Source organism: Thalassobius vesicularis (assembly GCF_004799325.1).
GTDB classification, from domain to species: Bacteria; Pseudomonadota; Alphaproteobacteria; order Rhodobacterales; family Rhodobacteraceae; genus Thalassobius; species Thalassobius vesicularis.
Window position 1 is genome coordinate 68485 of the sequence record NZ_SSMD01000011.1, and the last position, 23174, is coordinate 91658.

Genomic DNA, 23174 nt, shown 5'->3' on the forward strand with positions numbered 1-23174 from the left:
TGAGTTGAACTGAAAGAAAGACCCATGTCCGCCGCCAAGCGCCCCGCCAAAGCCATCGACCGCCGCCGCTTCCTTCAGGATGCGTCGCGCGGCGTGGCGGGCTGTGCGCTGGCGGGCATGGGGCTGGGTTGGCTGGCCACCTCTACGGCCCGCGCCCTGCCCGCACAGGCCCTGCGCCCCCCCGGAGCGTTGGCCGAGGACGATTTCCTTGCCGCCTGCATCCGTTGCGGGCTGTGTGTGCGCGACTGCCCCTATGACACGCTGTCTCTGGCCGAGCTGGGCGTCGACGCCCCCGCCACCGGCACCCCCTATTTCACCGCCCGCGATGTGCCCTGTGAAATGTGCGACGACATTCCCTGCGTTGTCGCCTGTCCCACCGGCGCGCTGGATCACGGGCTGGACCGGATCGACGACGCCCGCATGGGCGTGGCCGTCCTGATCGACGAAGAACGCTGCCTGAACGCGCTCGGCCTGCGCTGCGACGTGTGCTACCGCGTCTGCCCCGTCATCGACGAGGCGATCACGCTCGAGCAATCCCACAACGCCCGCTCCGGCCACCACGCGATCTTCATGCCGACCGTGCATGCCGACAAATGCACCGGCTGCGGCAAATGCGAAAAATCCTGCGTGCTGCCCGGCGCCTCTGCGATCAAGGTGCTGCCGCACCGCATCGCCTTGGCCGAAGCGGCCGAGCATTACAAACTGGGCTGGAAGGAAAACAACCCGCTGGTCGATGAGCTGATCGACCTGCCCGACCGCCTGCCCGGCCCCGGCACCGACAACCTTGTCGCGCCCGGCGGCTACGAGCCTGCTTTCAAACTGCCCGGAGGGCCGGGCCAATGAAGCTGAAAACCAAATCCCCCATCGGCGCCGAAGCGATCGAAGCCAAAGGCTGGATCGGCGCGCACCGTTTCCTGATCCTGCGCCGCATCAGCCAGGCGTTCTTCCTGTCGCTGTTCCTGATCGGCCCGTGGTTCGGCCTGTGGTGGGTCAAGGGCAACCTGTCCGGCTCGTTGACGCTTGGCATCCTGCCGCTGACCGACCCGTTCATCGCGCTGCAATCCCTCGTCGCTGGCCACTGGCCCGAGATGACGGCCCTGATCGGCGCCCTCATCGTCGGTGTCACCTACGCGCTGATCGGCGGGCGGGTCTATTGCTCGTGGGTGTGCCCGATCAACCCGGTGACGGATGCCGCGCACTGGCTGCACGACAAGCTGAACATGCCCAAGGGCTGGCAGCCCAAGGCCAACACCCGCTACTACATGCTGGCGATGGTTCTGGCCGTGTCCGCCGCCACCGGCACCATCGCGTGGGAGTTCGTGAACCCCATCTCGATGCTGCATCGCGGGCTGATCTTCGGCGTCGGCTTTGCCTGGGCCTTCGTGCTGGGCGTCTTCGTGATGGACTTCGTGCTGGCCCGGCGCGGCTGGTGCGGCCACCTGTGCCCCGTCGGCGCCTTCTACGGCCTGCTTGGGCGCGGCTCGGTCCTGCGCATCACCGCCGACAAACGCGCCGCCTGCGACGACTGCATGGATTGCTTTGCCGTCTGCCCCGAAATGCACGTCATCACCCCTGCCTTGCGCGGCGGCGATGACGACACCCCGCTGATCCTCAGCCCCGATTGTACCAACTGCGGCCGCTGCATCGACGTGTGCTCGGTCGACGTCTTCCACTTCACCCACCGTTTCGACAAGACCCCTTCCCCGGGACGTGTGCGAACGCCTTCCAACTCTGCGTCCGGGGCCGATAAGGCCGCCTGAGCAAGCAACGGAGACCAACCATGAAAAAGACCAGCATCATCAGCGCACTCACCGTGTCGGCCCTGCTGCTTGCAGGGGCCGCACTGGCCCAGCAGGCCGGAAAGGTCGCCACGCTTCGCGGTTCGGACGCGGCCGACGCCGACCAGGCCGGCGAAGTCTACCACCAGGACGAAAAGCGGTTCCCCCGCAACTATCGTCAGCAGCCGCCGCTGATCCCGCACACCATCGACAAGTACCAGATCGACCTGAAGGCCAACGAATGCCTTGGCTGCCACGACTGGACCAACGCCGGTGATCGCGGCGCGCCCACCCTGTCGATGACCCACTATCTGGATCGCGAAGGCAACCAGCTGGATACCGTCGCCGGCACCCGCTGGTTCTGCAACCAGTGCCACGTGCCGCAGGCCGATGCGCCCGCGCTGGTGGACAACACCTTCGCGCCGTCGAACTGACCCCCGGGAAGGAGAACCAACATGTCGGATCAATCCCCACAGCCCCGGCCGGGTTTCCTGCGCCGCGTATGGCGCTTCATCGCCTCTCCGTCGGGCGTCTTTTCGCTGGGCTTCCTTGTGGTCGTCGGTTTCATCGCCGGTGTCGTCTTCTGGGGCGGCTTCCACTGGGCGCTGGAAATGACCAACCGCGAGGAATTCTGCATCTCGTGCCACGAGATGAAGGATAACGTCTACGCCGAGTATCAGGGCTCCGTTCACCAGAACAACTCGTCCGGTGTGCGCGCGACCTGCCCGGATTGCCACGTCCCCAAGGATTGGGGCCCCAAGATCATCCGCAAGATTCAGGCGACCAAGGAGCTTTACGGCCACTTCGTCTCCAAATCGATCTGGACCCGCGAAAAGTTCGAGGACATGCGGCTGGAGCTCGCCTCGCATGAATGGGCGCGCATGAAGAAGACCGACTCGAAAGAGTGCCGCAACTGCCACAGCTTCGAGTTCATGGACTTCACCCTGCAAGAAAACCGCGCCGCCGCGAACCACCAGACCGCGCTGGACGACGGCAAGACCTGCATCGACTGCCACCAGGGCATCGCGCACGACCTGCCCGCCGGCTACCTGGAGAAATACCGCGAAGTCGTGGCCGAGCTTCAGGCCGATGGCACGCTGCCGCAAAAGACGCAGCCGACAGCCGTGGCCAAGCGTGAAATCGACAGCTATCTTGATAAATAAGTTCCCCGCCCCCGGCCCAAACCGGGGGCGGCCTTTTCGAAAGGCATCCAGATGAACCTGGCCTATGTGATCTCGGACCAGACCGGCGCGGTGAACCGCGCGCTCTCGTCTCTGGCGGATGCCCTGATGGCCCGCGGCCTGCGCGTGATCGGCACCACTCAGACCGACACGCCCCGCCCCAAGACCCACCATTGCGACATGGACGTCCGCGTTCTGCCCGAGGGCACGATCATCCGCATCTCGCAGGATCTGGGCCCCAATTCGCGCGGCTGCCGTCTGGACCCGAACGCGCTGGAATCCGCCGTGGCCCAGACCCAGGCCCGCCTTGACGGCGCCGACATCCTGATCATCAACAAGTTCGGCAAGCACGAGGCCGAAGGCCGTGGCTTCCGCGAGGTGATCGGCGAGGCCGCCGCCCGTGGCATCCCCGTCATCGTCGGCACCAACGGGCTGAACGTCGACGCCTTCCAGGACTTCTGCGACGGCACCGCCACCGCCCTGCCCGCCGAGGCGCAGGCCCTGCTGGACTGGGCCGACACCGCGCTGGTTCCGGCCTGAAATCACCGTACGAAAATCGTCCAAAACCTTACGATTCGCGCCCTTAACCGGGCGTGACACCCCCGTCCCGCGCGGTCACGTTCCGCATTTCAGCTTGCCCTGCGGGGTGCTAATCCCTATCTGCCGGGGGGCATCAAAACAACGCGGAAGGGCACCATGGGTCTGTTCAACAAGATACATCGCTGGGAACAGGGCCTGCACGCCTCTTACGACAACCTGCCCGACACGCCCGAGGGCAACAAGAAGTCGACCTTCTACATGAACTGGCTGGATCACGCGATCCTGCGCACCTTCTGGACCAACCTGGCCGAGGTCGTCCCCGGCGTCTGGCGCGGCAACCATCCCACGCCCAAGCGTTGGGAATCGTTGAAGGAAATGGGCATCAAGACCGTCCTGAACCTGCGCGCCGACAGCACCAAACCCTTCTACCAGACCGAGGTCCGCATCTGCGAACGGCTGGGGTTTGATCTGGTCACCGTCTCGCTGTCCGCCCGCGCCGCGCCGGAAAAAGAGCGCCTGTTCCGCCTGATCGAGGTGTTCCGCACCATCGACAAACCCTTCTTCATGCACTGCAAATCCGGCGCCGACCGCACCGGCCTGGCCTCGGCCATCTACCTGCTGGTGATCGAGGGCCGTTCGCTGGACGAGGCCCGCCAGATGCTGTCTCCGAAATTTTTGCACTTCAAATCAACAAAAACCGGGGTTCTGGACGCGGTTCTGGACGAGTATGAAAAGACCGGCGGAGATTTCGAGGATTGGCTGCGCAACGTCTATGACCGCGACGCGCTTCAGGCCTCTTTCAATGCCGCGTATAATGCCCGAAAAGGGCGGAAATAACGGCTGACGGGGGATACGGGCGGCATGGCGAAACTGCGCATTCTGGTGATCGGGACCGGCTCGATCGGGACCCGCCACGCCAACAATCTGGCCCAGCTGGGGGCCGAACCGATCCGCCTGTCCTTGCGTGAATTGGGGCTGGACGGGGTGCTCTCCGCCATCGCCAACACGCCTGATGTACAGGGGGCCGTTATCGCCACCGCCACCCAGATCCGGCAAGTGCTGATCGAGGCGCTGTCCGCCCGCGACCTGCCGGTTTACGTCGAAAAACCAATCGCTTATGAGCCGCAGGCCCTGGCCGATTTCTACGCCGCCGCGTCCCAGCCCGAGCGCAGCATGGCCGGTTTCATGATGCGCTATCACCCGCTTTTGGCCCGTCTGGTCGAGCGCGCGCAAGAGGACGAGACCTTCCGCTTCGACTTCGAAATCGGCCATGACGTGACCCAATGGCGCGCCAACTGGCGCTTTGGCGACAGCTACGCAGCCCTGCCCGAAGGCGGCGGCGTGTTGCTGGATCTGTGCCACGAGCTGGACCTGGCCCACACCCTTTTCCCCGGAGCCGTCGCGCACAGCGTCCACAGCCTGGGCCACGCGGATTTTCCGGGCGTCGACATGGCCACCCAGATCGCCCTCAGCGCCCCCGGCGCGACCGGTTCGGTGGCGATGGACTACCTCTCGCCGGTGTTTTTACGCCGGATTCGCCTGCGTGGTCAGCGCGCCGTTAACGAATGCGACCTGCTGGCGGGCACCCTGACCCGTTTCACCCCCGACGGCGCCCAAGACCTCACCCAAGTCGCCTTCGATCGCAACGAAATGTTCCTCGGCGCGATGGGTGATTTCCTGGCCCTGGTCGAGGGGCGCGCCCCCTCGGGCAACCCCCATATGCCCCGTCTGGACCTGGCCCGCCCCAGCTGCGATCTGATCGCCAACGCCTGGGCCAGCCGCCAGTTCAACAGCCTGATTCAAAAGGAATTTTGACATGATCCTTGGCCATATCGGCGCCCGCAAGGGCAGCAAGGGCGTCCCCGGAAAGAACTTCCGCGACATGTGCGGCAAGCCGCTGATCGACTGGTCTCTGGACCAGCTTTTCGCGCATCCCCGCGTCGATGCCGTGGTCGTATCTACCGATGATGAACGCATCTACGAGCACGCCCTCGCCAAGGGTGCCCTGCCGATGGGCCTGCGCCCTGCGCATCTGGCCAGCGACACCGCTGGCAAATGGCAGGTCTGGCAGCACGCGCTGGAGGTCTCGCAAACTCTGCTGGACAGCCCCGTCACCGCCTTTCTGGACCTCGACTGCACCTCGCCCCTGCGGCTGGAGGACGACATCACCAACGCGCTAAATCTCTTTGAAGATCAACGCCCTGACATGGTGATGTCCTGCTGCGATGCCCATAAGAACCCGTATTTCAACCTGGTCGAACCGGACGAGACCGGCGCCTTGCACGTCTCCAAACCGCTGCCCGGCGGCGTGGTGGCGCGCCAGCAGGCCCCCAAGGTCTATGAGCACGCCGCCTCGACCTATGTCGTCGCGCCCGACTATCTGCGCCGGGCCACCTCGTTGTACGAAGGCCGCGTGATTCCGTACGTGATGCCGCAGGAACGCTGCCTGGACATCGACACGCCGCTGGATTTCCGTATCGTCGAATTCCTCATGAAGGACAGGGAGAGCACCCATGACTAAGCAACTGGACGGCCGCACCATTTTCATCACCGGCTCGGGCGGGGTGCTGGGCTCCACCTATGTGCGGCGGATGCTGGATCAAGGCGCGCGGGTGATTTCCACCGACCTGCCCGGCCACCGCGCCGACGCGCTGAAGGCCGCGCATGAGGGCAACGACAATTTCCGCTTCTACGATCTGGACGTCGGCTCCGAAGAGCAGATCACCGAGATTTTCCAACGGGTTATGGCCGATGGCTGGAACCCGAACGTGATCCTGAACAATGCCGCCATCACCGGCGAGATGCTGATGGGCGCGGGCAAACCCTTTCCCGATTTTGCCGACACCACCGTCGCGGATTTCGAGCGTACCCTGCGCACCAACCTGACCGGCGCCTTCATGATCGCGCGCCAGATGGACCGCGATATCGTCGGCAAATACCCCTGCACGCTGATCAACGTGGCCTCGATGTATGCCCTGAACGGCGCGCATCACCCGATTTATGACGGGATGCCGTTCAAGAATTTCTCGGCCTACGGCGTGTCCAAGGCGGGGATTCACGGGCTGACGGTCTGGCTGGCGGGCTATTGGGCCAAGCGTCAGGCGACCGTGAACACCATCGCGCCGGGCGCCGTGTTCAACGGCCATTCGGACGAGTTCCAGCGCCGTGTGGGCGAATTGATCATGGCCGGCCGCATGGCCCAGCCGGACGAGATCGCCGACGTGATGCTGTTCCTCGCCAGCCCGCAATCCGGGTACATGACCGGACAATTGATCAACGTCGATGGCGGTTTCAGCGCCTGGTAATTAACGAATGATCCCCTGCGCCCGCGCATGTTCCAGCAGCGCGGGCAAGGCGGCCATCGTCTTATCGACACCGCCCGCATGGGCCGCAAAAAACGCCGTCATCTCGGCCTCGCCGGGCAGGGGCGCATCAGGGGACAGGGCCTCGGCCAGCTGCTCTTCCGTCATGCAATGGCGCAGCACACCTGCCTCGATCGCCTCTTGCGCGGGGTATTCGATCGTCCAGATTTCCGGCCCGACGAAAACGGGTTTGCGCACGGCCAGGGGCTCGATCACGTTATGCGCGCCCTTGGGGGTAAACCCGCCGCCCACAACGGTTTTTTCGGTTAGCGACAGGTAGAAATACATCTCGCCCATGCTGTCGCCCAGCAGGATATCGGCGTCTAGATCGCCCACCAGATTAGCGTCCAGCGCCTCAGATCGGCGCGCCATCGGCCAGCCCCGCGCCGCGATCATCTGCGCCACGGTGTCAAACCGCTCCGGCGCGCGCGGCACATAGACGATGCGCGGGGGCTGCTTGCTGTTCGCGGCCGCTTGGGCGCGCAGGGTGGCAATGGCGTCCAGATAGGTGTCGTCCTCGCCCTCGACCACGCTGGCGAAGGTGATGCTGTTGCGGTCACCGGGCCACACCAGCCGCTGCGCGGCCTCGGTCAGACGCGGCGGAATCGGCTGGTCAAAGCGCATCTCTCCGGTCATGCGAATGGCCGCATCCGGCATGCCCAGCGACAAGAAACGGTCGCGCTGGACGGTGTTTTTCACCATCACTCCGGCAAAGCCGCGCACCAACTCGCCCCGCAAACGATTGCGGTCGCGGGCATAGCTTTTCGACGGGTACTGACCGTTACACAGGAACAGCGGCACGCCGCGTGCTCGGGCGCTGGCGATCATGCGGGGCCAGAATTCGACCTCCATCACCAGACCATATTTGGGCCGGAAGGCGCGGAAAAACCGTGCATAAGCAAGGTCATACTCGAACGGCACCCAAACCGAGGCCAGTTGGCCAGCGGCGATCTCCGCGCCGAACACCTTGGCGATCTCGCGCCGCGCGGCGGGGGTGAAATGGGTGACGACAACGCGCTCACCATCCGTCAGCAGTCGTCGGATCAGCGGCACCGCCGAGCGGAATTCGCCGATCGAGACCGTATGCACCCAGACCGAGCCATCCCAGCGCAGCCGGTGCCGCCCGAAGCGTTGCGCCAAATCGGTGCCGTACATCGGGTCACGCTTTGCGCGCTTGCGGATGTAGAGCAGGATCAGCGGCAGTGCCGCGCCCCAAAGCAAGGCCCAGCCTGCCAGAAACAGGCGCATCCGAAGGCTGGGAAAACGGCTCATGCGTCCATCCGGGTCAACAACTGGCTTGCCAGCGCATCTACCAAGTCGCGCCCCCGTTGGACAAGCACCGATGCGCGCCCGGTCTGGCACGACAGCAGCGGATCGTCCAAGGCGGCGGCCAGTGCGGCCCCGTCCGTCACCTGACGCGCGGCCCCGCCCGCGTCCAGAACGGCGTAGTCGGTGGCGAAGTTCGCCACGCGCAGGCCGTGCAGGATGGCGCAGTCCAAAGCGGCGGCCTCCCACGGGTTGTGGCCTTCGATGTCGTCATTGGTGCCGCCGATCAGCGCGGCCTCGGCCAGCCGATACCACAGGCCCATCTCGCCCAGCGTGTCGGCCACGTAGACCTGCGTTTGCGTGTCGGGTCGCTGGCCCGAGGAGCGTTGCGCCACCCGCAGCCCGCGCGCCCGTGCGTCGGCCACGATCTCGTCCCCGCGCTGCGGATAGCGGGGCGCGATCACCAGCAGACCGGGGGCCGCCAGATGGGTCAGCGCGTCCAGCGCCAGCGCCTCGTCCTGCGGATGGCTGGAGGCGGCCAGCCAGACCCGACGCTCGCCAATCGCAGCAGTCAGGGCGTCGCGTTCCTGTGCGTTGTCGGCCAGCGGTTGGGCGGCGGGCTTGAGCGAGCCATCCACCTGTGCCGTGACCCCAAAGGCCGCGATCTGCCGCGCTGTGTCGTCATCCTGGGCCGAGATCGTCTGGAAACACCCGTACACCGCCCGATAGAGCCGCGCCTGACGCATCCGCCGATCACGCGCGGCGCGGTTCATGCGGGCGTTGATCCAGACCTGCGGGATACCGCGTTCGGCTGCTGCGTGGACCAGACCGGGCCAGATGTCCTGCTCGGACCAGACCGCGAAATCGGGGCGCCAGTGGTCCAGAAATTGCGCCCGAGCCTTGGGGCAGTCCATCGGCAGAAACTGGTGGATCGCGCCACCGATGCCGTTCTTGGCCAGCGCCTCGGCCGAGCCGCGCGTGCCGGTTGTCACAAGGATGTTCAGCGCGGGGCGGCGGGCCTCCAATGCGGCGACCAGCGCGCGTAGGGCCAGCGCCTCGCCCAGACCCACGGCATGCATCCAGATCAGCGGGCCATCGGGGCGCGGCACGCTGGCCTCGCCCAGTTTTTCGCGCCAACGGCCCGGCATTTCCTTGCCCTTGCGCAGCCGCCAGCGCAGCGCCAACGGCACCAGCGGACACAGCAGCCGCGTCAGCGCCAGATACGGGCCGAACCCGGTCAGCTCAGAGGACGTCACGGAATTCTTTCTGGAACGAGCGCGCCCAGAACGCCGGATCGTTCAGCAGTTCGGCAAAGCGACCAGCCGTGTCGCCCGCACCAAAACCGGTATGCGCCTCGTGCCGGTGGCCCCATTGGTCGGCCAGAAACGCCGCGATGGCCGCGCGATCCCCTGCCTGAACCGAGGTGACCGAGGGCGCATCCGAGCGCCGCGCCTGTCGGGTGCCCACGTCCAGCGACGGGATGCCCAGAAACGGCGCCTCGCGCACCCCGGCCGAGGAGTTGCCGATGATCGCCGAGGCGTTCTTCATCAGTTCGGAAAAATGAGCGAACCGCATCGACGGGATCAGGCGGAACCGCTCGCGCGGCAGTGCCTCGATCACCTTCAGGATATCCGCGGCGCCGGGGTCGTTATTGGGCAGGATCACCACGAATTTGCGCCCCGAGGCGTCGAGCGCCGAGAACAGATCGGCGGCCTGAGCGCCCATGGTTTCCTGCTCGGACGTCACCGGATGGAAGGTGACGATCCCGAAATCGTCGAACGGAATCGCATAGCGCTCGCGCACCGCCGCCAAGCTGACGCCCGAGTCGCGCCCGTGGAAATCCAGCTCGGGCGAGCCGATGGTGTAGATCGATTCCTCCGGCTCCCCCAGCGCCATGACGCGGCGGGCGGCCTGATCCGAGCTGACCAGATGGCAATAGGCCAGCTTGGTGTTGCAGTGGCGGAAGATCTCGTCGATCGTGCCAGACACCTCGCCGCCCTCGACATGGGCGCAGCGGATGTAATTCGTCGCACAGACCAGCGCGGCGGCCAGCGCCTCGACCCGGTCGCCATGGACGACCACCAGATCCGGGCGCGCCTCGGTCAGGTGGTCGGAAAAGCCCACGATGGTCTTGGCCAGCACCATGTCCTGCGGATCGCCTTCGCGCTGGTTCTGGAATTCGTGAACGGTGACGCCCTGCATGCGGTGCACTTCCAGCTTGGTCAGCCCGTAGCGCGCCATCATGTGCATTCCGGTCACGAAAAAGGACACGTCGTGCCCGGCATCGCGCGCGGCGATGGCCAGCGGCTCGATCTTGCCGAAATCCGCGCGGGTGCCGCTGACGAATAGGATTTTGCGGGTCATGTCGCCTCGAGTCTCTGTGCCGCGCGACCATAGGGAAAACCGCCAGTCTGGGCAATCGCTTACGGTGGACATTGCCGGGGGGCGGCCATACTGTGCCCGCCAGTCACCCGCAGGAGGCCGCGATGGACCGCGTTGTACTATGCATGAAATGGGGCACGCTGTATGGCCCCGACTATGTGAACGTGCTGTACAGCGCCGTGCGGCGCAACCTGACCGGCGATTTCCGCTTTGTCTGCCTGACCGACGACCCCGCCGGTATCCGTGATGAGGTCGAGTGCCACCCGATCCCCGATATCGGACTGAAGCACGAAAACTGGTATCACGGCGCCTGGCCCAAGATCGCGGTGTTCCTGCCTGACCTGTACGGGCTGACCGGGCGCGCGCTGTTCATCGACCTGGACATGATCATCTGCGGCCCGCTGGACGAGTTTTTCACCTACGATCAGGGCCTTGTCACCATCGACGAGGGCGTCTGGAACGGTACGCCGCCCAGCACGATGACCTCGATCTTTGCGTTCGATCTGGGGCAGATGGGCTATCTGGTCGACCGCATCCGCGCCGACCGGGATGCGATCTGCGCCAAGTACGACATCGAGCAGAACTACCTGCACGGCGAGGTCGAGCGCATCGGGTACTGGCCGCATGACTGGCTGGTCAGCTTCAAGCGCCACCTGCGCCAGCCGTTGCTGATCGACCGGTTCAAGCAACCCAAATGGCCGGAACCGGGCGTCAAGATCATCGTGTTCCACGGCCGTCCGCGCCCGATGGACCTGATCCGCCCCGGCGGCGGCAACCGCGATCTGTTCCCGCATTGCGTCCCCGGTCAGGTGGACTGGGCGCGCGATTACTGGCTGGAAAACGGCGGGCGGCTTTAATCGGCCAGCGGCTTGTCCGAAGCCCGCAGCATTCCGTGCCGCCCCAGCCAGACCAGCCGACGTACGTAATTCGCCAGTTTTTGTACGTAATAGGGCAGTCGTTTGTGTTTGGGGAACTTCTTGGCCTCGGACATGGCCTGCCCGGTGATGAAGCTTTCGGCCTTGTCCTCGGGGTGGGCGGCGAAGGGCTCCAGCCCCATCAGGCGGAAATCATAGGCGAAAAAGCGGTTCAGCTCGTGATCATGCGCGCGCGAGATCGGCCAGAAATCACGCGCCAGACGCGCGGCCAGATCGCGCTTGATCAGGTAGCAGGCATTGCCCGTGAACGGCCCCCAATAGGCGTTCAGCAGATAGCCATCGACCGTGCCCTGACAAATCGCCCCCTTGGCGCGGATCTTGGCGAAACGGCAGATGTCCCATTGCCCGGCCACCTTGAGCGCGGCCTGCACGGCGGCGGGGAAATCGTCGTGGAACACCACGTCATCCTCGCACACCAGCACGATGTCATCGGGGCCGTTGCCGATTTCCTGCCACAGCTGCACATGCGAGGCATAACAGCCCAGATGCCCCGCCGCGATCGGCGCACCCATGTGGCTGTGCCAGCCCGGCACATCGGTTTGCTGCATCAGCCGGTCCAGCTCGGCCCGGCCATCGACGCCGGTGAACAGCGCATAGTCGATCCCCAGCCGCGCGCATTCGGCGGCAAAGCGTTCCTGACGGGCCACCGCCCGCGCCAGAGAAATCACCCTGACCGGAACGCCCAGACCGCTCACGCCAGATCGCTCCATTTCAGCTGAGTGTTGCGGGTGACTGCGCGGGTCAGGCGCTTGCCGACGACCTTGTCGAAGTCATAGCCCGCGATCTCGCCCGAGCCGGGACGGCGCGCCCAGATATCGGCCTCGGTGATGACATGCCCCTCGGGCAAGTCCGCGTCCGCCACGACCGACGCGCGGGCAAAGCGATAGACGTCTTCCTCGGGCCCGGTGCGTTTCTTGTCGTTGTTCGCCGCGACCCAAATCTCGCGCGAGCGGTCGATCAGGAAGCGCAGCTCGGCCGGGTCCATCGAGCACGAAATATCCGGCCCCTTGCGATAGCGGGTGTCGGTATAGTGCCGCTCCAGAATGCAGGCGCCCAACGCGACCGAGGCCAGCGCCATTTCCGGCCCGATCGAGTGGTCCGAGAAGCCGACAACGGCATTCGGGAAGGCGTTTTTCAGCTCGGTCACGCCTTTCAGCGAGACGATTTCAGCCGGCGACGGATACAAATTGGTGCATTCCAGCAGCGCGTATTCGACGCCCGCATCCTCTAGGATTTGCACGCTGGCGCGCATGGTTTCGATGGTCTGCATGCCCGTCGACAGGATCACCGGCTTACCCTTGCGCGCGATGTGGCGGATCAGCGGCAGGTTGTCCGCCTCGCCCGAGCCGATCTTGTAGGCTGGCACGTCCAGCGTTTCCAGGTAATCGGCGGCGGCCCGGCTGAACGGGGTGGAAATCCAGATCATCCCCAGCTCTTCGGTATAGCGCTTCAGCTCGGCCTCTTCGTCCAGCGTCAGCGCGCAGCCCGCCATCACGTCCCAGATCGAGACATCCGCGTTGGGCGGAAAGATCGACTTGGCCTCGTCGGTCATCTCATCCTCAAGGATGTGGGTCTGGTGCTTGACCATCTCACAGCCCGAGGCCGCGGCCAGACGGACCATTTCCTTGGCGACGGACAGATCGCCGCCGTGGTTGATACCGATTTCCGCGATCACCAGCGGCGGGTGGCCGGGGCCGATCTCTCGATGCGCGATTTTCATGCGGGGAACCTCCTGCGATTTGCCCGATCCCTAGCACGCGCCCGCGCCCGCTACCAGTAGAAGGGGCCAGTATCAGCCGTGCAGCAGCGCCTGCGCCAGCGTGGGCGTAAAGCCGCGCGTGGCCCAAAGGCGGGCGAACCCGTCGGACTGCCCCTGCTGATCCGCCAGCCGCAGGATTTCGCGGGCAATGGCGGCGGCATCGGGGGCGATGACGCACAGGCCCAACCCCTCCAGATAGCGGAAATCTGCGCCGAACAGTCGGGAATGAGAGCCTGCGATCACCTCGCAGCCTTTGAGGACCGGCTCATAGGGGTTGTGGCCCCAACCGTAGAACAGCGTGTCGCCCATGAACACGGCAACCGAGTCCTCGAACCAGGTGCCCAGCTCGCCATAGCTGTCGGCGATGAACACCGCGTCGTCGGCGCCTGGCAGCCCGTCGATGGATCGGCAGGGGGCGGCGACCATCTCTTGCAGCTCTGCCAGCTGATCCTTCCAGCGCGGGGCGAGGATCAGGCGCAGATCGGGGCGGGTGGCGCGGGCGATGTCCAGCGCCTCTAGCAGCACCGGCACCTCGACCGAGCGGACCGAGGCTGCCGTCACCACCAACCGCCCCGCCCAGACAGCACGCAATTGCGCCAGCAGATCGGGCTTGGCCACCAGAGGCGCGGCGTCGAGTTTGAGGTTCGGCAGGGTCAAGATCTGGGCATCGGTGCGCAGCCATGTGCGGGCATCGACGGCGCAAGCGTCTGAGAACACATGCATCACGTCGATATGGCCCATCATCCAGCGCCCCAGCCCCGGCAATTTGCGCAGATCGTCGCCCAGCCGCCCGTCCATCTGGCCGTTGACGATCCCCACCCGCGCGCCGCGTTGTTTCAGCAGGTGCAGGGCGACGGGCCAGAGGTCACGCTCGCAGAAGATCGCGGTGTCGGGCTGCCAGTGATCCAGAAAGCGGCGCATTACCAGGTATGTGTCGTAGGGGGCCAGTTGCACGGTGACGCGCCCGCCCTCGGCCAGCTTCGCGAACACCTTTTGCGCCGCAAATGTCCGCGTCGTCACCACGCAATGCACGCCCTGCGCCAGCAGTTCCGGGATCAGCGGCAGCAAAGCCGTGGAATCCCCCGGCCCGATCGAGTGCAGCCACACCACCCGCCCCTGCGGGCGTGGAGGCAGATCGCGCGCGATGCGTTCGTTGACGCGGTCCACGCCGATATCCTCGGGGCGTTTGCGGCCCATCCGCGCGACGACAGCCCGGATCAGCGCATCCGGGATCACCCGCGCCAGCCCGAAATAGGCCGTCATCAGCGCACGTTCCTTGAACGAGGCCGCCCGCCTGCGCGCTGTCAGTTCCTGCTGGACCGGGTCTGTCATGGCCATCCTTCCGCCTGTCCCATGCGCGGCCCGTCGCGCGCCGGGGGCCTGCGGCATTGACACCGCCCCGGATGACAGGCCATGAACGGGTCATCGGACCCGGGGAAGCTGTGACCTGTTTCCCCCTCAAGGTCAAGAAATCGCGGGCGAAACCGCCTTTTGGCCCGCCAAGGAACGAAGACCATGACCAGACACGTCGTCGCGCTGATCCCGGCCCGGATGGAAAGCTCTCGCTTGCCGGGCAAACCGCTGAAGAAGATTTCGGGCATCCCGATGATCGTTCACGTCGCCAAACGCTCGATGCTGGCTGACAGCGTGGACAAGGTGGTGGTGTGCACCGACTCGGTCGATATCCTGTTCGCCTGCGAATCCTACGGGATCGAGGTTTGCATGACCAAATCCTCGCACCAGAACGGCACCGAGCGGATCGCCGAAGCGGCCGAGGTGATGGGCCTGACGGACGACGACATCATCATCGACGTGCAGGGCGACGAGCCCTTCGTCAAACCCGAATACATCCAGCAGGTCGCTGATTTCGTTGCTGAAACCGACTATGGCTGCGTCGTGCCGCACCAGATGATCGACGAATACGGCAACCTGAACCGGGTGAAGCTGGTCTCGCATGGCGACCGCATTCTGTATTTCTCGCGCAGCGATGTGCCTTGCTATTTCGGGCAAGTGCAGCAGCCGATGAAGAAACACCTGTCGATCATCGGCTTCCGTCTGGCCGCGCTGCGCCGCTTCGTGTCCTCGGAACCGACCCCGCTGGAAAACATCGAACGGATCGAGCTGATGCGCCTGATCGAGCTGGGCGAGCCGATCGGCACCTTCCACCAGGACGGCGTCAGCCTATCGGTGGACACACCCGAAGACTACGAACTCGCCTGCCGCATGATGGAACGCGACCCGCTGTTCCGCACCACCATCGAACCGGAGCTGTCGTGATGACCACCCTCAAACATATCTCCTTCGATCTGGACGGCACGCTGATCAATTCCTTCGGCAACATGAAGATCGCCTGGCAGGGCGCGACCGAGGCCCTGCACATCAACTGCGGCTTTTCCGAATACCGCCGCTATGTCGGCCTGCCTTTCCCCAAGATCATGGAGATGCTGGGCCTGAAGAACTATACCACCGAGCTGTCCGAGGAATATTTCACCCGCACCCGCGCGCTGGCTGGCAACATCCCGGAAATCCCGGGTGCGAAGGATCTGGTGAAACTGTGCCGCGACGAGGGGTACAAGGTCTCGATCATCACGTCGAAGCCGCGCAAGAACTCGGAAGACATCGTTGAAAAGATGGGCTTTCAGGTCGACGAGCTGATCTGCGGCGACGATTTCACCAAGGGCAAGCCCGATCCCTATGCGGGCTTTCTGGTGTGCAAAAAGCTGGGCGTGACCCCGGCCGAGACGTTGTACGTCGGGGACATGGTGTTCGACTTCCAATTCGCGCTGAACGCCGGGATGCAGTTCGTTTATTTCGACGACAACGGTGCGAACCGGATGCCCTCGAACATGGTCAACCACTGTGACCGCATCCACACCCTGCCGGAACTGGCGGCACGACTGGCGTGACGACGGCGCGCCCGGAAGGGTCGCAATTGACCTCGACCGGATCGGCGAAGGGCGCGACACTGCGGGCACGTTTGTGACGAGGGGGAACGGATGCCGGGTGACGCGGGCAACATGGCGGGGCGCTTTGTGGCGGACAGGTATCGCGGCGTCCTGATCGCCGTGATCGTTGCCACAGCGGCCAAGTTCCTGTCCGAGCATTACGGCGCCCCCGCCATGCTGATGGCGCTGCTGCTGGGGATCGCCTTCAACTTTCTGTCCGAAGGCGGAGCATGCCAGCTGGGGATCGAGTTTTCGGCCCGCACGATACTGAGGATTGGCGTCGCGCTGCTGGGGGTCCGCATCAGTATCGAGACGATGATCGGCCTAGGGCCTGCGCTGATCCTGACCGTTATTGCGGGGGTTGTCCTGACCATCCTGTTCGGCATTCTGGCCGCGCGGGTTCTGGGGCGCAGCGCCCGGTTCGGCGTTATGACCGGCGGCGCGGTCGCGATTTGCGGTGCCTCTGCCGCGATGGCCATTGCGGCGATCCTGCCGAAATCCGAAACCTCCGAGCGTGACCTGACCTTTACCGTGCTGGGCGTGACGATCCTGTCGACGCTGGCGATGATCACCTACCCGATCCTGACCGCAACGTTCGACTTCGACGCCCGCGCCGCCGGGGTGTTTCTGGGCGGCACCATCCATGACGTCGCGCAGGTCGTGGGCGCGGGTTATTCCATCTCAGAGGAAACCGGCGACGTCGCCACGCTGGTCAAGCTGATCCGCGTCGCGATGCTGGCCCCGGTTGTTCTGGTGATTTCGCTCATCATGCAGCGCCGGGTTGCCGCCGGAGAAGGTGCCAAACGGCCGCCCCTGCTGCCGTTGTTTGTCATCGGCTTTCTGGCCCTTGGCGCGGCCAATTCGATGGGCCTGATCCCGGGCAGCGTCACGACGGTGCTCAGCACCGGGTCTCAGTGGGCGTTGTTGACGGCCATTGCGGCGGTCGGGATGAAAACCTCGCTCAAGACCATGTTCGACATTGGCGGGCAAGCGATCGCGCTGATCGTCGGAGAGACGCTGTTCATCATCCTGATCATTCTGACCGGGGTTCATCTGGCTACTTGATCTGCCCACGGGATGCGAAAAACCCGGGCGCGAGGCCCGGGTTTTCCATCATTTCAGCGCGACGTAGGTTTCGGCGTCCAGTTGCATGCACCGGAAGGCCGGGCTGGCGCCACTGGCCGCCTCGACCAGTTTCTTGACCTCAGCCCCGAACGATTCCAGCACCGGCCGGGTCCGGTTCGGACGCGGCATGATGTGGATTTCGACGTTGATCAGGGGCTGATCGGGCAAGCCGATCACCGGAACAATGGCCACCTGCACGGCGCTTGCCGGAACCTCGAGCCGCTCCATGATGCAGGCCCGCAGGGGTTCAAGCGCGGCTGACAGCTCGGCCTTGCGCTCGGCCAGCAGGTCTTGGTCTACGAACAGTTTCAGGTTCGGCATGGGGGCGTCCTCAGACCGCTTCCAGCGCGATGGCGATGCCCTGGCCCACGCCGATGCACATCGTCGACAGCGAGCGTTTGCCGCCGTTCAACTGCATTTCCAACGCTGCGGTGCCGGTGATGCGTGCGCCCGACATGCCCAGCGGGTGGCCCAGTGCGATCGCGCCGCCATTGGGGTTCACGCGGGGGTCATCGTCGGCGATGCCCAGCTCGCGCAGCGTCGCCAGACCTTGGGCCGCAAAGGCCTCGTTCAGCTCGATCACGTCGAAATCGGCCTGACCCAATCCCAGCAGCTTCATCAGCTTGGCCGAGGCGGGCGCCGGCCCGATCCCCATGATGCGCGGCGGCACGCCTGCGGTGGCCCCGCCCAGAATGCGCGCGATGGGACGCAGACCGTGGGTTTTCACAGCTTCTTCGGACGCGATGATCAGTGCTGCGGCACCATCATTGACGCCCGAGGCATTGCCCGCCGTGACCGAGCCACCGGCGCGGAACGGCGCGGGCAGCTTGGCCAGCGCCTCGATGGTGGTGGCGCGGGGGTGCTCGTCAGTATCCACGACGATGGGATCGCCCTTGCGCTGCGGGATCACGACCGGCACGATTTCCTTGGCCAGCCGGCCCGAGGCAATCGCCGCCGCCGCCTTGTTCTGGCTGCGCAGGGCAAAAGCGTCCTGATCGGCGCGGTTGATCTTGTAGTCCTCGGCAACGTTTTCCGCGGTTTCGGGCATGGAATCCACGCCGTACTGCTTTTGCATCAGCTTGTTGACGAAGCGCCAGCCGATGGTGGTGTCATAGACCGCGTTCGAGCGCGAAAACGCGCTTTCCGCCTTGGGCATCACGAAGGGGGCGCGCGACATGCTTTCGACCCCGCCGGCGATGGCCAGCTGAATCTCGCCCGCCTTGATCGCCCGCGCCGCTGCGATGATCGCATCCATCCCCGAGCCGCACAGGCGGTTCATCGTGGTGCCCGGCACGTCCACCGGCAGCCCCGCCAGCAGCGCGGACATGCGCGCGACGTTGCGGTTATCCTCGCCGGCCTGGTTGGCGCAGCCGTAATAGACCTCGTCCACGGTGGCCCAATCGATGTCGTGGCGCTCGATCAGAGCCTTGATCGGGATCGCCCCCAGATCGTCGGCGCGAACGCCGGACAATGCGCCGCCGAAACGGCCAATGGGGGTGCGCACGTAGTCGCAGATATAAGCGTCGGTCATGGTGTCCTCTTACAGCTCGGGCACAATCAGGTCGGCCACCGGGCCATCGGTCGTCAGAACGGCCCCGGTGACGGCTTGCAATTCGTCGAACGAGATATTCGGAATTTTCTCCCGCAGAACGAAATTACCGCCTTCAATATCGACAACCGCCAGCGAAGTATAGACCCTGGTGACGCAACCCACGCCGGTCAGCGGCAGCGAGCATTCGGCCAGCAGTTTCGGCTCGCCCTTCTTGGTGCAGTGATCGGTCAGCACGGCCACGCGTTTCGCGCCATGCACCAGATCCATCGCGCCGCCCACGGCCGGGACGCCGCCCTTGCCGGTGGACCAGTTCGCCAGATCGCCATTCTGCGCGACCTGGTAGGCCCCCAGAATCGCCACATCCAGATGCCCGCCGCGCACCATCGCGAAGCTGTCGGCATGGTGGAAAAAGCTGGCACCAGGGCGCAGCGTGATCGCCTTTTTGCCCGCGTTGATCAGATCCCAGTCCTCTCGCCCCTTGGCCGGGGACTCGCCGAAATCCAGCACGCCGTTTTCGGTGTGAAAGATCGCCTGACGGCCTTGCGGCTGGTACTTCGCCACCATCTCGGGGAAGCCGATGCCCAGGTTGACATAGGCGCCATCCTCGATGTCCTGCGCCGCGCGCCAGGCGATCTGAGCATTGCTCAGCTTGATCGCTTCGATATCGGTCATGGATAGACGGCCTCCGCCCGGTTCAGGATTTCTTCTTGCTGGGGGTTTGCCACCGTCACCACGCGGTTGACGAAGATGCCCGGCGTGATCACGTGCTCGGGGTCGATGCTACCCAGCGGCACCAGTTCGGACACTTGCGCAATGGTCGTTGTCGCCGCCATCGCCATGATCGGGTTGAAGTTGCGCGCGGCCATCCGGTAGGTCAGGTTGCCATGCGCGTCGGCCTGTTGCGCCTTGATCAGCGCGTAATCGGCCTTCAGCCAGCGTTCCTGCACGTAAGAGCGGCCCTCGAACTCCGCCACCGGCTTGCCGATCGCCAGATCGGTACCAAAGCTGGTGGGCGTGAAGAACGCCGGGATACCTGCGCCACCGGCGCGGATGCGTTCGGCCAGAGTGCCCTGGGGCACCAGCTCCAGCTCGATCTTGCCAGCCAAGTAGGCCTCGGTAAAGACCACCGGATCGGCCGAGCGCGGGAACGAGCAGATCAGTTTATCCACCTGCCCCTGTTCGATCAGCGCCGCCAGACCGACATGGCCGTTGCCTGCGTTGTTGTTGATCACCGTCAGGTGTTTTGCGCCATGGTCGATCAGCGCGTGGATCAGCTCGATCGGGCTACCCGATCCGCCGAACCCGCCGATCATCACGGTCGCGCCGTCGGGAATATCCGCGACGGCCTCGGCGACCGAGGCAATGCTCTTGTCCATTCCGAAATCCTTTGCTCAGACCTGCAAACCGGCAGGCCCCTTCGCCGATGGCATAGGGCCAGAGCGACAGCGAACCAAGGAAATTGTGCGCATTGTGACCTTTGTTCAAATACCAAAGAATGCTGTGCGCATATTGAACAAAGCGATATGCAAGGACGGTTAAGGCTGGAACTTCAGCCGCGCATGGAAGCGTGCCAATTCGCTGTCGGTCGGGATTTGCCCGCCGAAGGTTTTCACATACCCACCGATCCGAGCCATCCGGATCGCCTGATCCTCTTGCACCTGCATCGAGATATAGCCGATCTGGGTCAGGTACACGGTGCGCGCCCTGACGTCGGCCTCGGACTCCTCGAACCCAAACCGTTCAAACATCGCCCGAATCGCGGTCAGCCGCGTTTCGTCGGCCAGATGAACGCGCTTTGCGACGGCATCCGACTGGTGCGCCCAACCGCGGATCGCAAAATCCAGCTGCGGTTCGAACACGGTGTCGTCATGAAAGACGACGAAAAGGTTCAGGATCGCCTCGGAAATGGTTTCGGCATAGGCGGCGCAGGCATCGACAAAGGCGCCTGTATTCTTGACCTCCCACTCGTCCAGCAGGGCGTCCAGCAGCGCGTTCCGATCCTTGAAAAACCAGTAGAAACTGGTGCGCGAGATATCCAGCGCGCTGGCCAGGGGCTGGATCTTTACCGCATCGACACCCGAGGCAATCAGCGCCTTTCGGGCCGCGTCCAGCCAAACCTCGCGCGAGCCGCGCCAGCCGGTCGGTTTTTCAGTGTCAGTCGGGGTGCCAGCGAATGCGTTCATGCCCTTGTTCATAGTCGCGCCCGCGTATTGCGACAACAAAAATGTGCGGCCATGAACTCCTACTTGACACAAGTGAACATTTTATCATTGACTGCCCGCATCAGCCACGGAGTGCGCCCATGTCCAACGATCCCCTTCTGCAGCCGTACCAGCTTAAGCACCTGACGCTGCGCAATCGCATCATGACCACCAGCCATGAACCGGCCTACCCCGAGAACGGGATGCCCAAGGCGCGCTATGCCGCCTATCACGCTGAACGGGCCAAGGCGGGCGTCGCACTGGCGATGACCGCAGGCAGCGCGGCCGTGTCAAAGGACAGCCCACCGGTGTTCAACAACATCCTGGCCTACAAGGACGAGGTAGTGCCGTGGATCAAGCAGTTGACGGATGCCTGCCACGATCACGGCTGCGCGGTTATGATCCAGCTGACCCATCTGGGCCGCCGCACGGGCTGGTCCAAGGGCGATTGGCTGCCCTCGGTGTCGTCCTCCAAACACCGCGAGCCCGCGCACCGCGCCTTTCCCAAGCTGGCCGAAGAATGGGATATCGAACGCATCATCACCGATTTCGCCGACGCCACCGAGCGGATGAAGGCAGGCGGCATGGACGGGATCGAATTGCAGGTCTACGGGCACCTGCTGGATCAATTCTGGTCGCCCCTGACCAACGATCTGGACGGCCCCTATGGCGGGCAGACGCTGGACAGCCGGATGCAGCTGCTGATGGACGTGCTGGGCGGCATCCGCAAACGCGTGGGCAACGAGTTTATCGTGGGCATCCGCTATACCGCCGACGAAATGCAGGATCGCGGGATCACGCCCGAGGAAGGGATCGAAATCTCCAAACGCCTGAAAGACAGCGGCATGGTGGATTTCCTGAACGTCGTGCGCGGGCGTATTCATACCGACCCCGCGATGACGGACATGATCCCGGTGCAGGGCATGAAAAACGCGCCGCATCTGGATTTCGCCGGGGCTGTGCGCGCGGCCACCGGGATGCCGACGTTCCACGCCGCGAAAATCCCCGATGTGGCGACGGCACGCCATGCGGTGGCCTCGGGCCTGCTGGACATGGTGGGGATGACGCGCGCCCACATGGCCGACCCGCATATCGTGCGCAAGATCGTCGAAGGGCGCGAGGATGACATCCGCCCCTGCGTCGGCGCCACCTTCTGTCTGGATCGCATTTATGCGGCGGGCGAGGCGCTGTGCATCCACAACGCCGCCACCGGCCGCGAACTGACCATGCCGCACGAGATCACCCGAGCAGCGACGCGCAAGAAGGTGGTGATCGTCGGGGCCGGCCCCGCGGGACTGGAGGCCGCCCGAGTGGCCGCCGAACGTGGCCATGACGTCACTGTGTTCGAGGCGCAGCCTGATCCGGGTGGGCAAATCCGCCTGACCGCCCTGAACCCACGCCGCCGCGAGATGATCAGCATCATCGACTGGCGCATGTCCCAATGTGCCGCCCGCGACGTGGAATTCCGTTTCAACACCTGGGCCGAAGCGGCAGACGTGACCGCTCTGAACCCCGATGTGGTGGTGGTCGCCACCGGCGGGATGCCGAACGTAGAGCTTTATGAAACCGGCAAGGATCAGGATCTGGTCACCACCGCGTGGGACATCATCTCGGGCGATGTGAAGCCGGGCCAGAACGTCCTGATCTATGACGAAAGCGGCGACCACCCCGCCCTGATGGCCGCCGAAATCGCCGCCAACGCGGGCAGCAAGGTCGAGGTGATGACCCCCGACCGCGTGTTCGCCCCCGACATCATGGCGATGAACTTGGTGCCGTACATGCGCGCGCTACAGGACAAGGACGTGACCTTTACCGTCACGCGCCGCCTGCTGGGCGTGACCCGCGACGGCAACCGCCTGAAGGCCCGGATCGGCACGGATTACAGCGATTTCACCAGTGAAAAGACCTATGATCAGGTCGTCGTGAACTACGGCACCTTGCCGCTGGACGAGCTGTATTTCGAGCTGAAACCCCTGTCCTCGAACGGCGGGGCGGTGGACTATGACGCGCTGATCGACGGCCAGCCGCAGGCGGTCACGCGCAACCCCGACGGCGCATTCCAGCTGTATCGAATTGGCGACGCGGTCAGCGCGCGCAACACCCATGCCGCGATCTATGATGCCCTGCGGCTGATGAAGGACATCTAGG

General features: G+C 64.5%; 25 protein-coding genes. 14 read left to right on the top strand and 11 right to left on the bottom strand.

Features of this window, described 5'->3' with window-relative positions:
- Positions 1-24: 24 nt before the first annotated feature.
- From napG to E7681_RS17525, 9 genes are all read left to right on the top strand, one after another.
- The gene (gene napG, locus E7681_RS17485; RefSeq protein ID WP_136340553.1) at positions 25-843 is read left to right on the top strand and encodes a ferredoxin-type protein NapG; all 819 of its coding nucleotides are present in this window, start codon (positions 25-27) and stop codon (positions 841-843) included.
- Positions 840-1760, top strand: coding sequence for a quinol dehydrogenase ferredoxin subunit NapH (gene napH, locus E7681_RS17490; protein WP_136340554.1), 921 nt, complete (start codon positions 840-842; stop codon positions 1758-1760). The genes napG and napH overlap by 4 nt, the downstream gene beginning before the upstream one ends.
- A gap of 20 nt (positions 1761-1780) precedes the next feature.
- On the top strand, positions 1781-2212 hold the full coding sequence (locus E7681_RS17495) for a nitrate reductase cytochrome c-type subunit (RefSeq protein ID WP_136340555.1): 432 nt from the start codon (positions 1781-1783) through the stop codon (positions 2210-2212).
- Positions 2213-2233: 21 nt separating this feature from the next.
- Positions 2234-2941, top strand: a complete 708-nt coding sequence (locus E7681_RS17500; protein ID WP_136340556.1) for a NapC/NirT family cytochrome c — start codon at positions 2234-2236, stop codon at positions 2939-2941.
- A 51-nt stretch (positions 2942-2992) separates the two neighbouring features.
- Entirely contained in the window at positions 2993-3499 is a 507-nt protein-coding gene (locus E7681_RS17505; RefSeq protein ID WP_136340557.1) for a DUF2478 domain-containing protein, read from the top strand.
- Between the two features lie 156 nt (positions 3500-3655).
- Positions 3656-4336, top strand: coding sequence for a fused DSP-PTPase phosphatase/NAD kinase-like protein (locus tag E7681_RS17510; protein WP_136340558.1), 681 nt, complete (start codon positions 3656-3658; stop codon positions 4334-4336).
- A 24-nt stretch (positions 4337-4360) separates the two neighbouring features.
- A complete protein-coding gene (locus tag E7681_RS17515; protein WP_136340559.1) occupies positions 4361-5314 on the top strand; it encodes a Gfo/Idh/MocA family protein in 954 nt (317 codons plus the stop codon).
- A gap of 1 nt (position 5315) precedes the next feature.
- Positions 5316-6020 carry an acylneuraminate cytidylyltransferase family protein gene (locus E7681_RS17520; protein WP_136340560.1) on the top strand — a complete coding sequence of 235 codons (705 nt, stop codon included), beginning with the start codon at positions 5316-5318 and terminating at the stop codon, positions 6018-6020.
- Positions 6013-6804: an SDR family NAD(P)-dependent oxidoreductase gene (locus E7681_RS17525; RefSeq protein WP_136340561.1), complete on the top strand. Its 792-nt coding sequence runs from the start codon at positions 6013-6015 to the stop codon at positions 6802-6804. The genes E7681_RS17520 and E7681_RS17525 overlap by 8 nt, the downstream gene beginning before the upstream one ends.
- Here E7681_RS17525 and E7681_RS17530 read toward each other — a convergent pair whose 3' ends face one another.
- From E7681_RS17530 to neuC, 3 genes are read right to left on the bottom strand one after another with little or no spacing between them, the layout of a single operon-like run.
- On the bottom strand, positions 6805-8133 hold the full coding sequence (locus tag E7681_RS17530) for a 3-deoxy-D-manno-octulosonic acid transferase (RefSeq protein ID WP_136340562.1): 1329 nt from the start codon (positions 8131-8133) through the stop codon (positions 6805-6807).
- Complete coding sequence (locus tag E7681_RS17535; protein ID WP_136340563.1) at positions 8130-9383, bottom strand: 3-deoxy-D-manno-octulosonic acid transferase; 1254 nt, start codon at positions 9381-9383, stop codon at positions 8130-8132. The genes E7681_RS17530 and E7681_RS17535 overlap by 4 nt, the downstream gene beginning before the upstream one ends.
- Positions 9370-10491, bottom strand: a complete 1122-nt coding sequence (gene neuC, locus E7681_RS17540) for a UDP-N-acetylglucosamine 2-epimerase (RefSeq protein ID WP_136340564.1) — start codon at positions 10489-10491, stop codon at positions 9370-9372. Before neuC ends, E7681_RS17535 begins: the two co-directional genes overlap by 14 nt.
- 122 nt (positions 10492-10613) lie before the next feature.
- Between neuC and E7681_RS17545 the strand changes: the two genes are divergently transcribed.
- Positions 10614-11366 (top strand): glycosyltransferase, encoded by a 753-nt coding sequence (locus E7681_RS17545; protein WP_136340565.1) that lies wholly within the window; start codon positions 10614-10616, stop codon positions 11364-11366.
- On the opposite strand, the gene E7681_RS17550 is transcribed toward E7681_RS17545, so the two are convergent.
- From E7681_RS17550 to E7681_RS17560, 3 genes are all read right to left on the bottom strand, one after another.
- Positions 11363-12154 (bottom strand): glycosyltransferase family 25 protein, encoded by a 792-nt coding sequence (locus tag E7681_RS17550; RefSeq protein ID WP_136340566.1) that lies wholly within the window; start codon positions 12152-12154, stop codon positions 11363-11365. The genes E7681_RS17545 and E7681_RS17550 overlap by 4 nt on opposite strands.
- Positions 12136-13164, bottom strand: a complete 1029-nt coding sequence (locus tag E7681_RS17555; RefSeq protein WP_136340567.1) for an N-acetylneuraminate synthase family protein — start codon at positions 13162-13164, stop codon at positions 12136-12138. The genes E7681_RS17550 and E7681_RS17555 overlap by 19 nt, the downstream gene beginning before the upstream one ends.
- A gap of 72 nt (positions 13165-13236) precedes the next feature.
- The gene (locus E7681_RS17560) at positions 13237-14535 is read right to left on the bottom strand and encodes a 3-deoxy-D-manno-octulosonic acid transferase (RefSeq protein WP_168733245.1); all 1299 of its coding nucleotides are present in this window, start codon (positions 14533-14535) and stop codon (positions 13237-13239) included.
- 183 nt (positions 14536-14718) lie between these two features.
- Here E7681_RS17560 and kdsB point away from each other — a divergent pair, with 183 nt between their 5' ends.
- The 3 genes from kdsB to E7681_RS17575 all read left to right on the top strand — a co-directional run bounded on the left by kdsB (position 14719) and on the right by E7681_RS17575 (position 17213).
- The gene (kdsB, locus tag E7681_RS17565; protein WP_136340569.1) at positions 14719-15480 is read left to right on the top strand and encodes a 3-deoxy-manno-octulosonate cytidylyltransferase; all 762 of its coding nucleotides are present in this window, start codon (positions 14719-14721) and stop codon (positions 15478-15480) included.
- Positions 15480-16109, top strand: coding sequence for an HAD family hydrolase (locus E7681_RS17570; RefSeq protein ID WP_136340570.1), 630 nt, complete (start codon positions 15480-15482; stop codon positions 16107-16109). Before kdsB ends, E7681_RS17570 begins: the two co-directional genes overlap by 1 nt.
- 90 nt (positions 16110-16199) lie before the next feature.
- Complete coding sequence (locus E7681_RS17575) at positions 16200-17213, top strand: YeiH family protein (protein WP_136340571.1); 1014 nt, start codon at positions 16200-16202, stop codon at positions 17211-17213.
- 48 nt (positions 17214-17261) lie between these two features.
- On the opposite strand, the gene E7681_RS17580 is transcribed toward E7681_RS17575, so the two are convergent.
- The 5 genes from E7681_RS17580 to E7681_RS17600 all read right to left on the bottom strand — a co-directional run bounded on the left by E7681_RS17580 (position 17262) and on the right by E7681_RS17600 (position 21008).
- Complete coding sequence (locus E7681_RS17580) at positions 17262-17594, bottom strand: hypothetical protein (protein ID WP_136340572.1); 333 nt, start codon at positions 17592-17594, stop codon at positions 17262-17264.
- A gap of 10 nt (positions 17595-17604) precedes the next feature.
- Positions 17605-18804, bottom strand: coding sequence for a 3-oxoadipyl-CoA thiolase (gene pcaF, locus E7681_RS17585; RefSeq protein ID WP_136340573.1), 1200 nt, complete (start codon positions 18802-18804; stop codon positions 17605-17607).
- Between the two features lie 9 nt (positions 18805-18813).
- Positions 18814-19497 (bottom strand): 3-oxoacid CoA-transferase subunit B, encoded by a 684-nt coding sequence (locus E7681_RS17590; protein ID WP_136340574.1) that lies wholly within the window; start codon positions 19495-19497, stop codon positions 18814-18816.
- A complete protein-coding gene (locus E7681_RS17595) occupies positions 19494-20201 on the bottom strand; it encodes a 3-oxoacid CoA-transferase subunit A (protein ID WP_136340575.1) in 708 nt (235 codons plus the stop codon). Before E7681_RS17595 ends, E7681_RS17590 begins: the two co-directional genes overlap by 4 nt.
- A 159-nt stretch (positions 20202-20360) precedes the next feature.
- Positions 20361-21008: a TetR/AcrR family transcriptional regulator gene (locus tag E7681_RS17600; RefSeq protein WP_136340576.1), complete on the bottom strand. Its 648-nt coding sequence runs from the start codon at positions 21006-21008 to the stop codon at positions 20361-20363.
- Positions 21009-21127: 119 nt separating this feature from the next.
- On the opposite strand from E7681_RS17600, the gene E7681_RS17605 reads away from it, so the two are divergent.
- Positions 21128-23173 carry an NADH:flavin oxidoreductase gene (locus tag E7681_RS17605; protein ID WP_136340577.1) on the top strand — a complete coding sequence of 682 codons (2046 nt, stop codon included), beginning with the start codon at positions 21128-21130 and terminating at the stop codon, positions 23171-23173.
- The last annotated feature ends 1 nt before the right edge of the window (position 23174 follow it).

Bases quoted from the DNA above. Each gene is read 5' to 3' on its own strand.
- napG (WP_136340553.1), top strand. From the start codon at position 25: ATGTCCGCCGCCAAGCGCCCCGCCAAAGCCATCGACCGCCGCCGCTTC.
- napH (WP_136340554.1), top strand. From the start codon at position 840: ATGAAGCTGAAAACCAAATCCCCCATCGGCGCCGAAGCGATCGAAGCC.
- E7681_RS17495 (WP_136340555.1), top strand. From the start codon at position 1,781: ATGAAAAAGACCAGCATCATCAGCGCACTCACCGTGTCGGCCCTGCTG.
- E7681_RS17500 (WP_136340556.1), top strand. From the start codon at position 2,234: ATGTCGGATCAATCCCCACAGCCCCGGCCGGGTTTCCTGCGCCGCGTA.
- E7681_RS17505 (WP_136340557.1), top strand. From the start codon at position 2,993: ATGAACCTGGCCTATGTGATCTCGGACCAGACCGGCGCGGTGAACCGC.
- E7681_RS17510 (WP_136340558.1), top strand. From the start codon at position 3,656: ATGGGTCTGTTCAACAAGATACATCGCTGGGAACAGGGCCTGCACGCC.
- E7681_RS17515 (WP_136340559.1), top strand. From the start codon at position 4,361: ATGGCGAAACTGCGCATTCTGGTGATCGGGACCGGCTCGATCGGGACC.
- E7681_RS17520 (WP_136340560.1), top strand. From the start codon at position 5,316: ATGATCCTTGGCCATATCGGCGCCCGCAAGGGCAGCAAGGGCGTCCCC.
- E7681_RS17525 (WP_136340561.1), top strand. From the start codon at position 6,013: ATGACTAAGCAACTGGACGGCCGCACCATTTTCATCACCGGCTCGGGC.
- E7681_RS17530 (WP_136340562.1), bottom strand. From the start codon at position 8,133: ATGAGCCGTTTTCCCAGCCTTCGGATGCGCCTGTTTCTGGCAGGCTGG.
- neuC (WP_136340564.1), bottom strand. From the start codon at position 10,491: ATGACCCGCAAAATCCTATTCGTCAGCGGCACCCGCGCGGATTTCGGC.
- E7681_RS17545 (WP_136340565.1), top strand. From the start codon at position 10,614: ATGGACCGCGTTGTACTATGCATGAAATGGGGCACGCTGTATGGCCCC.
- E7681_RS17550 (WP_136340566.1), bottom strand. From the start codon at position 12,154: ATGGAGCGATCTGGCGTGAGCGGTCTGGGCGTTCCGGTCAGGGTGATT.
- E7681_RS17555 (WP_136340567.1), bottom strand. From the start codon at position 13,164: ATGAAAATCGCGCATCGAGAGATCGGCCCCGGCCACCCGCCGCTGGTG.
- E7681_RS17560 (WP_168733245.1), bottom strand. From the start codon at position 14,535: ATGACAGACCCGGTCCAGCAGGAACTGACAGCGCGCAGGCGGGCGGCC.
- kdsB (WP_136340569.1), top strand. From the start codon at position 14,719: ATGACCAGACACGTCGTCGCGCTGATCCCGGCCCGGATGGAAAGCTCT.
- E7681_RS17570 (WP_136340570.1), top strand. From the start codon at position 15,480: ATGACCACCCTCAAACATATCTCCTTCGATCTGGACGGCACGCTGATC.
- E7681_RS17575 (WP_136340571.1), top strand. From the start codon at position 16,200: ATGCCGGGTGACGCGGGCAACATGGCGGGGCGCTTTGTGGCGGACAGG.
- E7681_RS17580 (WP_136340572.1), bottom strand. From the start codon at position 17,594: ATGCCGAACCTGAAACTGTTCGTAGACCAAGACCTGCTGGCCGAGCGC.
- pcaF (WP_136340573.1), bottom strand. From the start codon at position 18,804: ATGACCGACGCTTATATCTGCGACTACGTGCGCACCCCCATTGGCCGT.
- E7681_RS17590 (WP_136340574.1), bottom strand. From the start codon at position 19,497: ATGACCGATATCGAAGCGATCAAGCTGAGCAATGCTCAGATCGCCTGG.
- E7681_RS17595 (WP_136340575.1), bottom strand. From the start codon at position 20,201: ATGGACAAGAGCATTGCCTCGGTCGCCGAGGCCGTCGCGGATATTCCC.
- E7681_RS17600 (WP_136340576.1), bottom strand. From the start codon at position 21,008: ATGAACGCATTCGCTGGCACCCCGACTGACACTGAAAAACCGACCGGC.
- E7681_RS17605 (WP_136340577.1), top strand. From the start codon at position 21,128: ATGTCCAACGATCCCCTTCTGCAGCCGTACCAGCTTAAGCACCTGACG.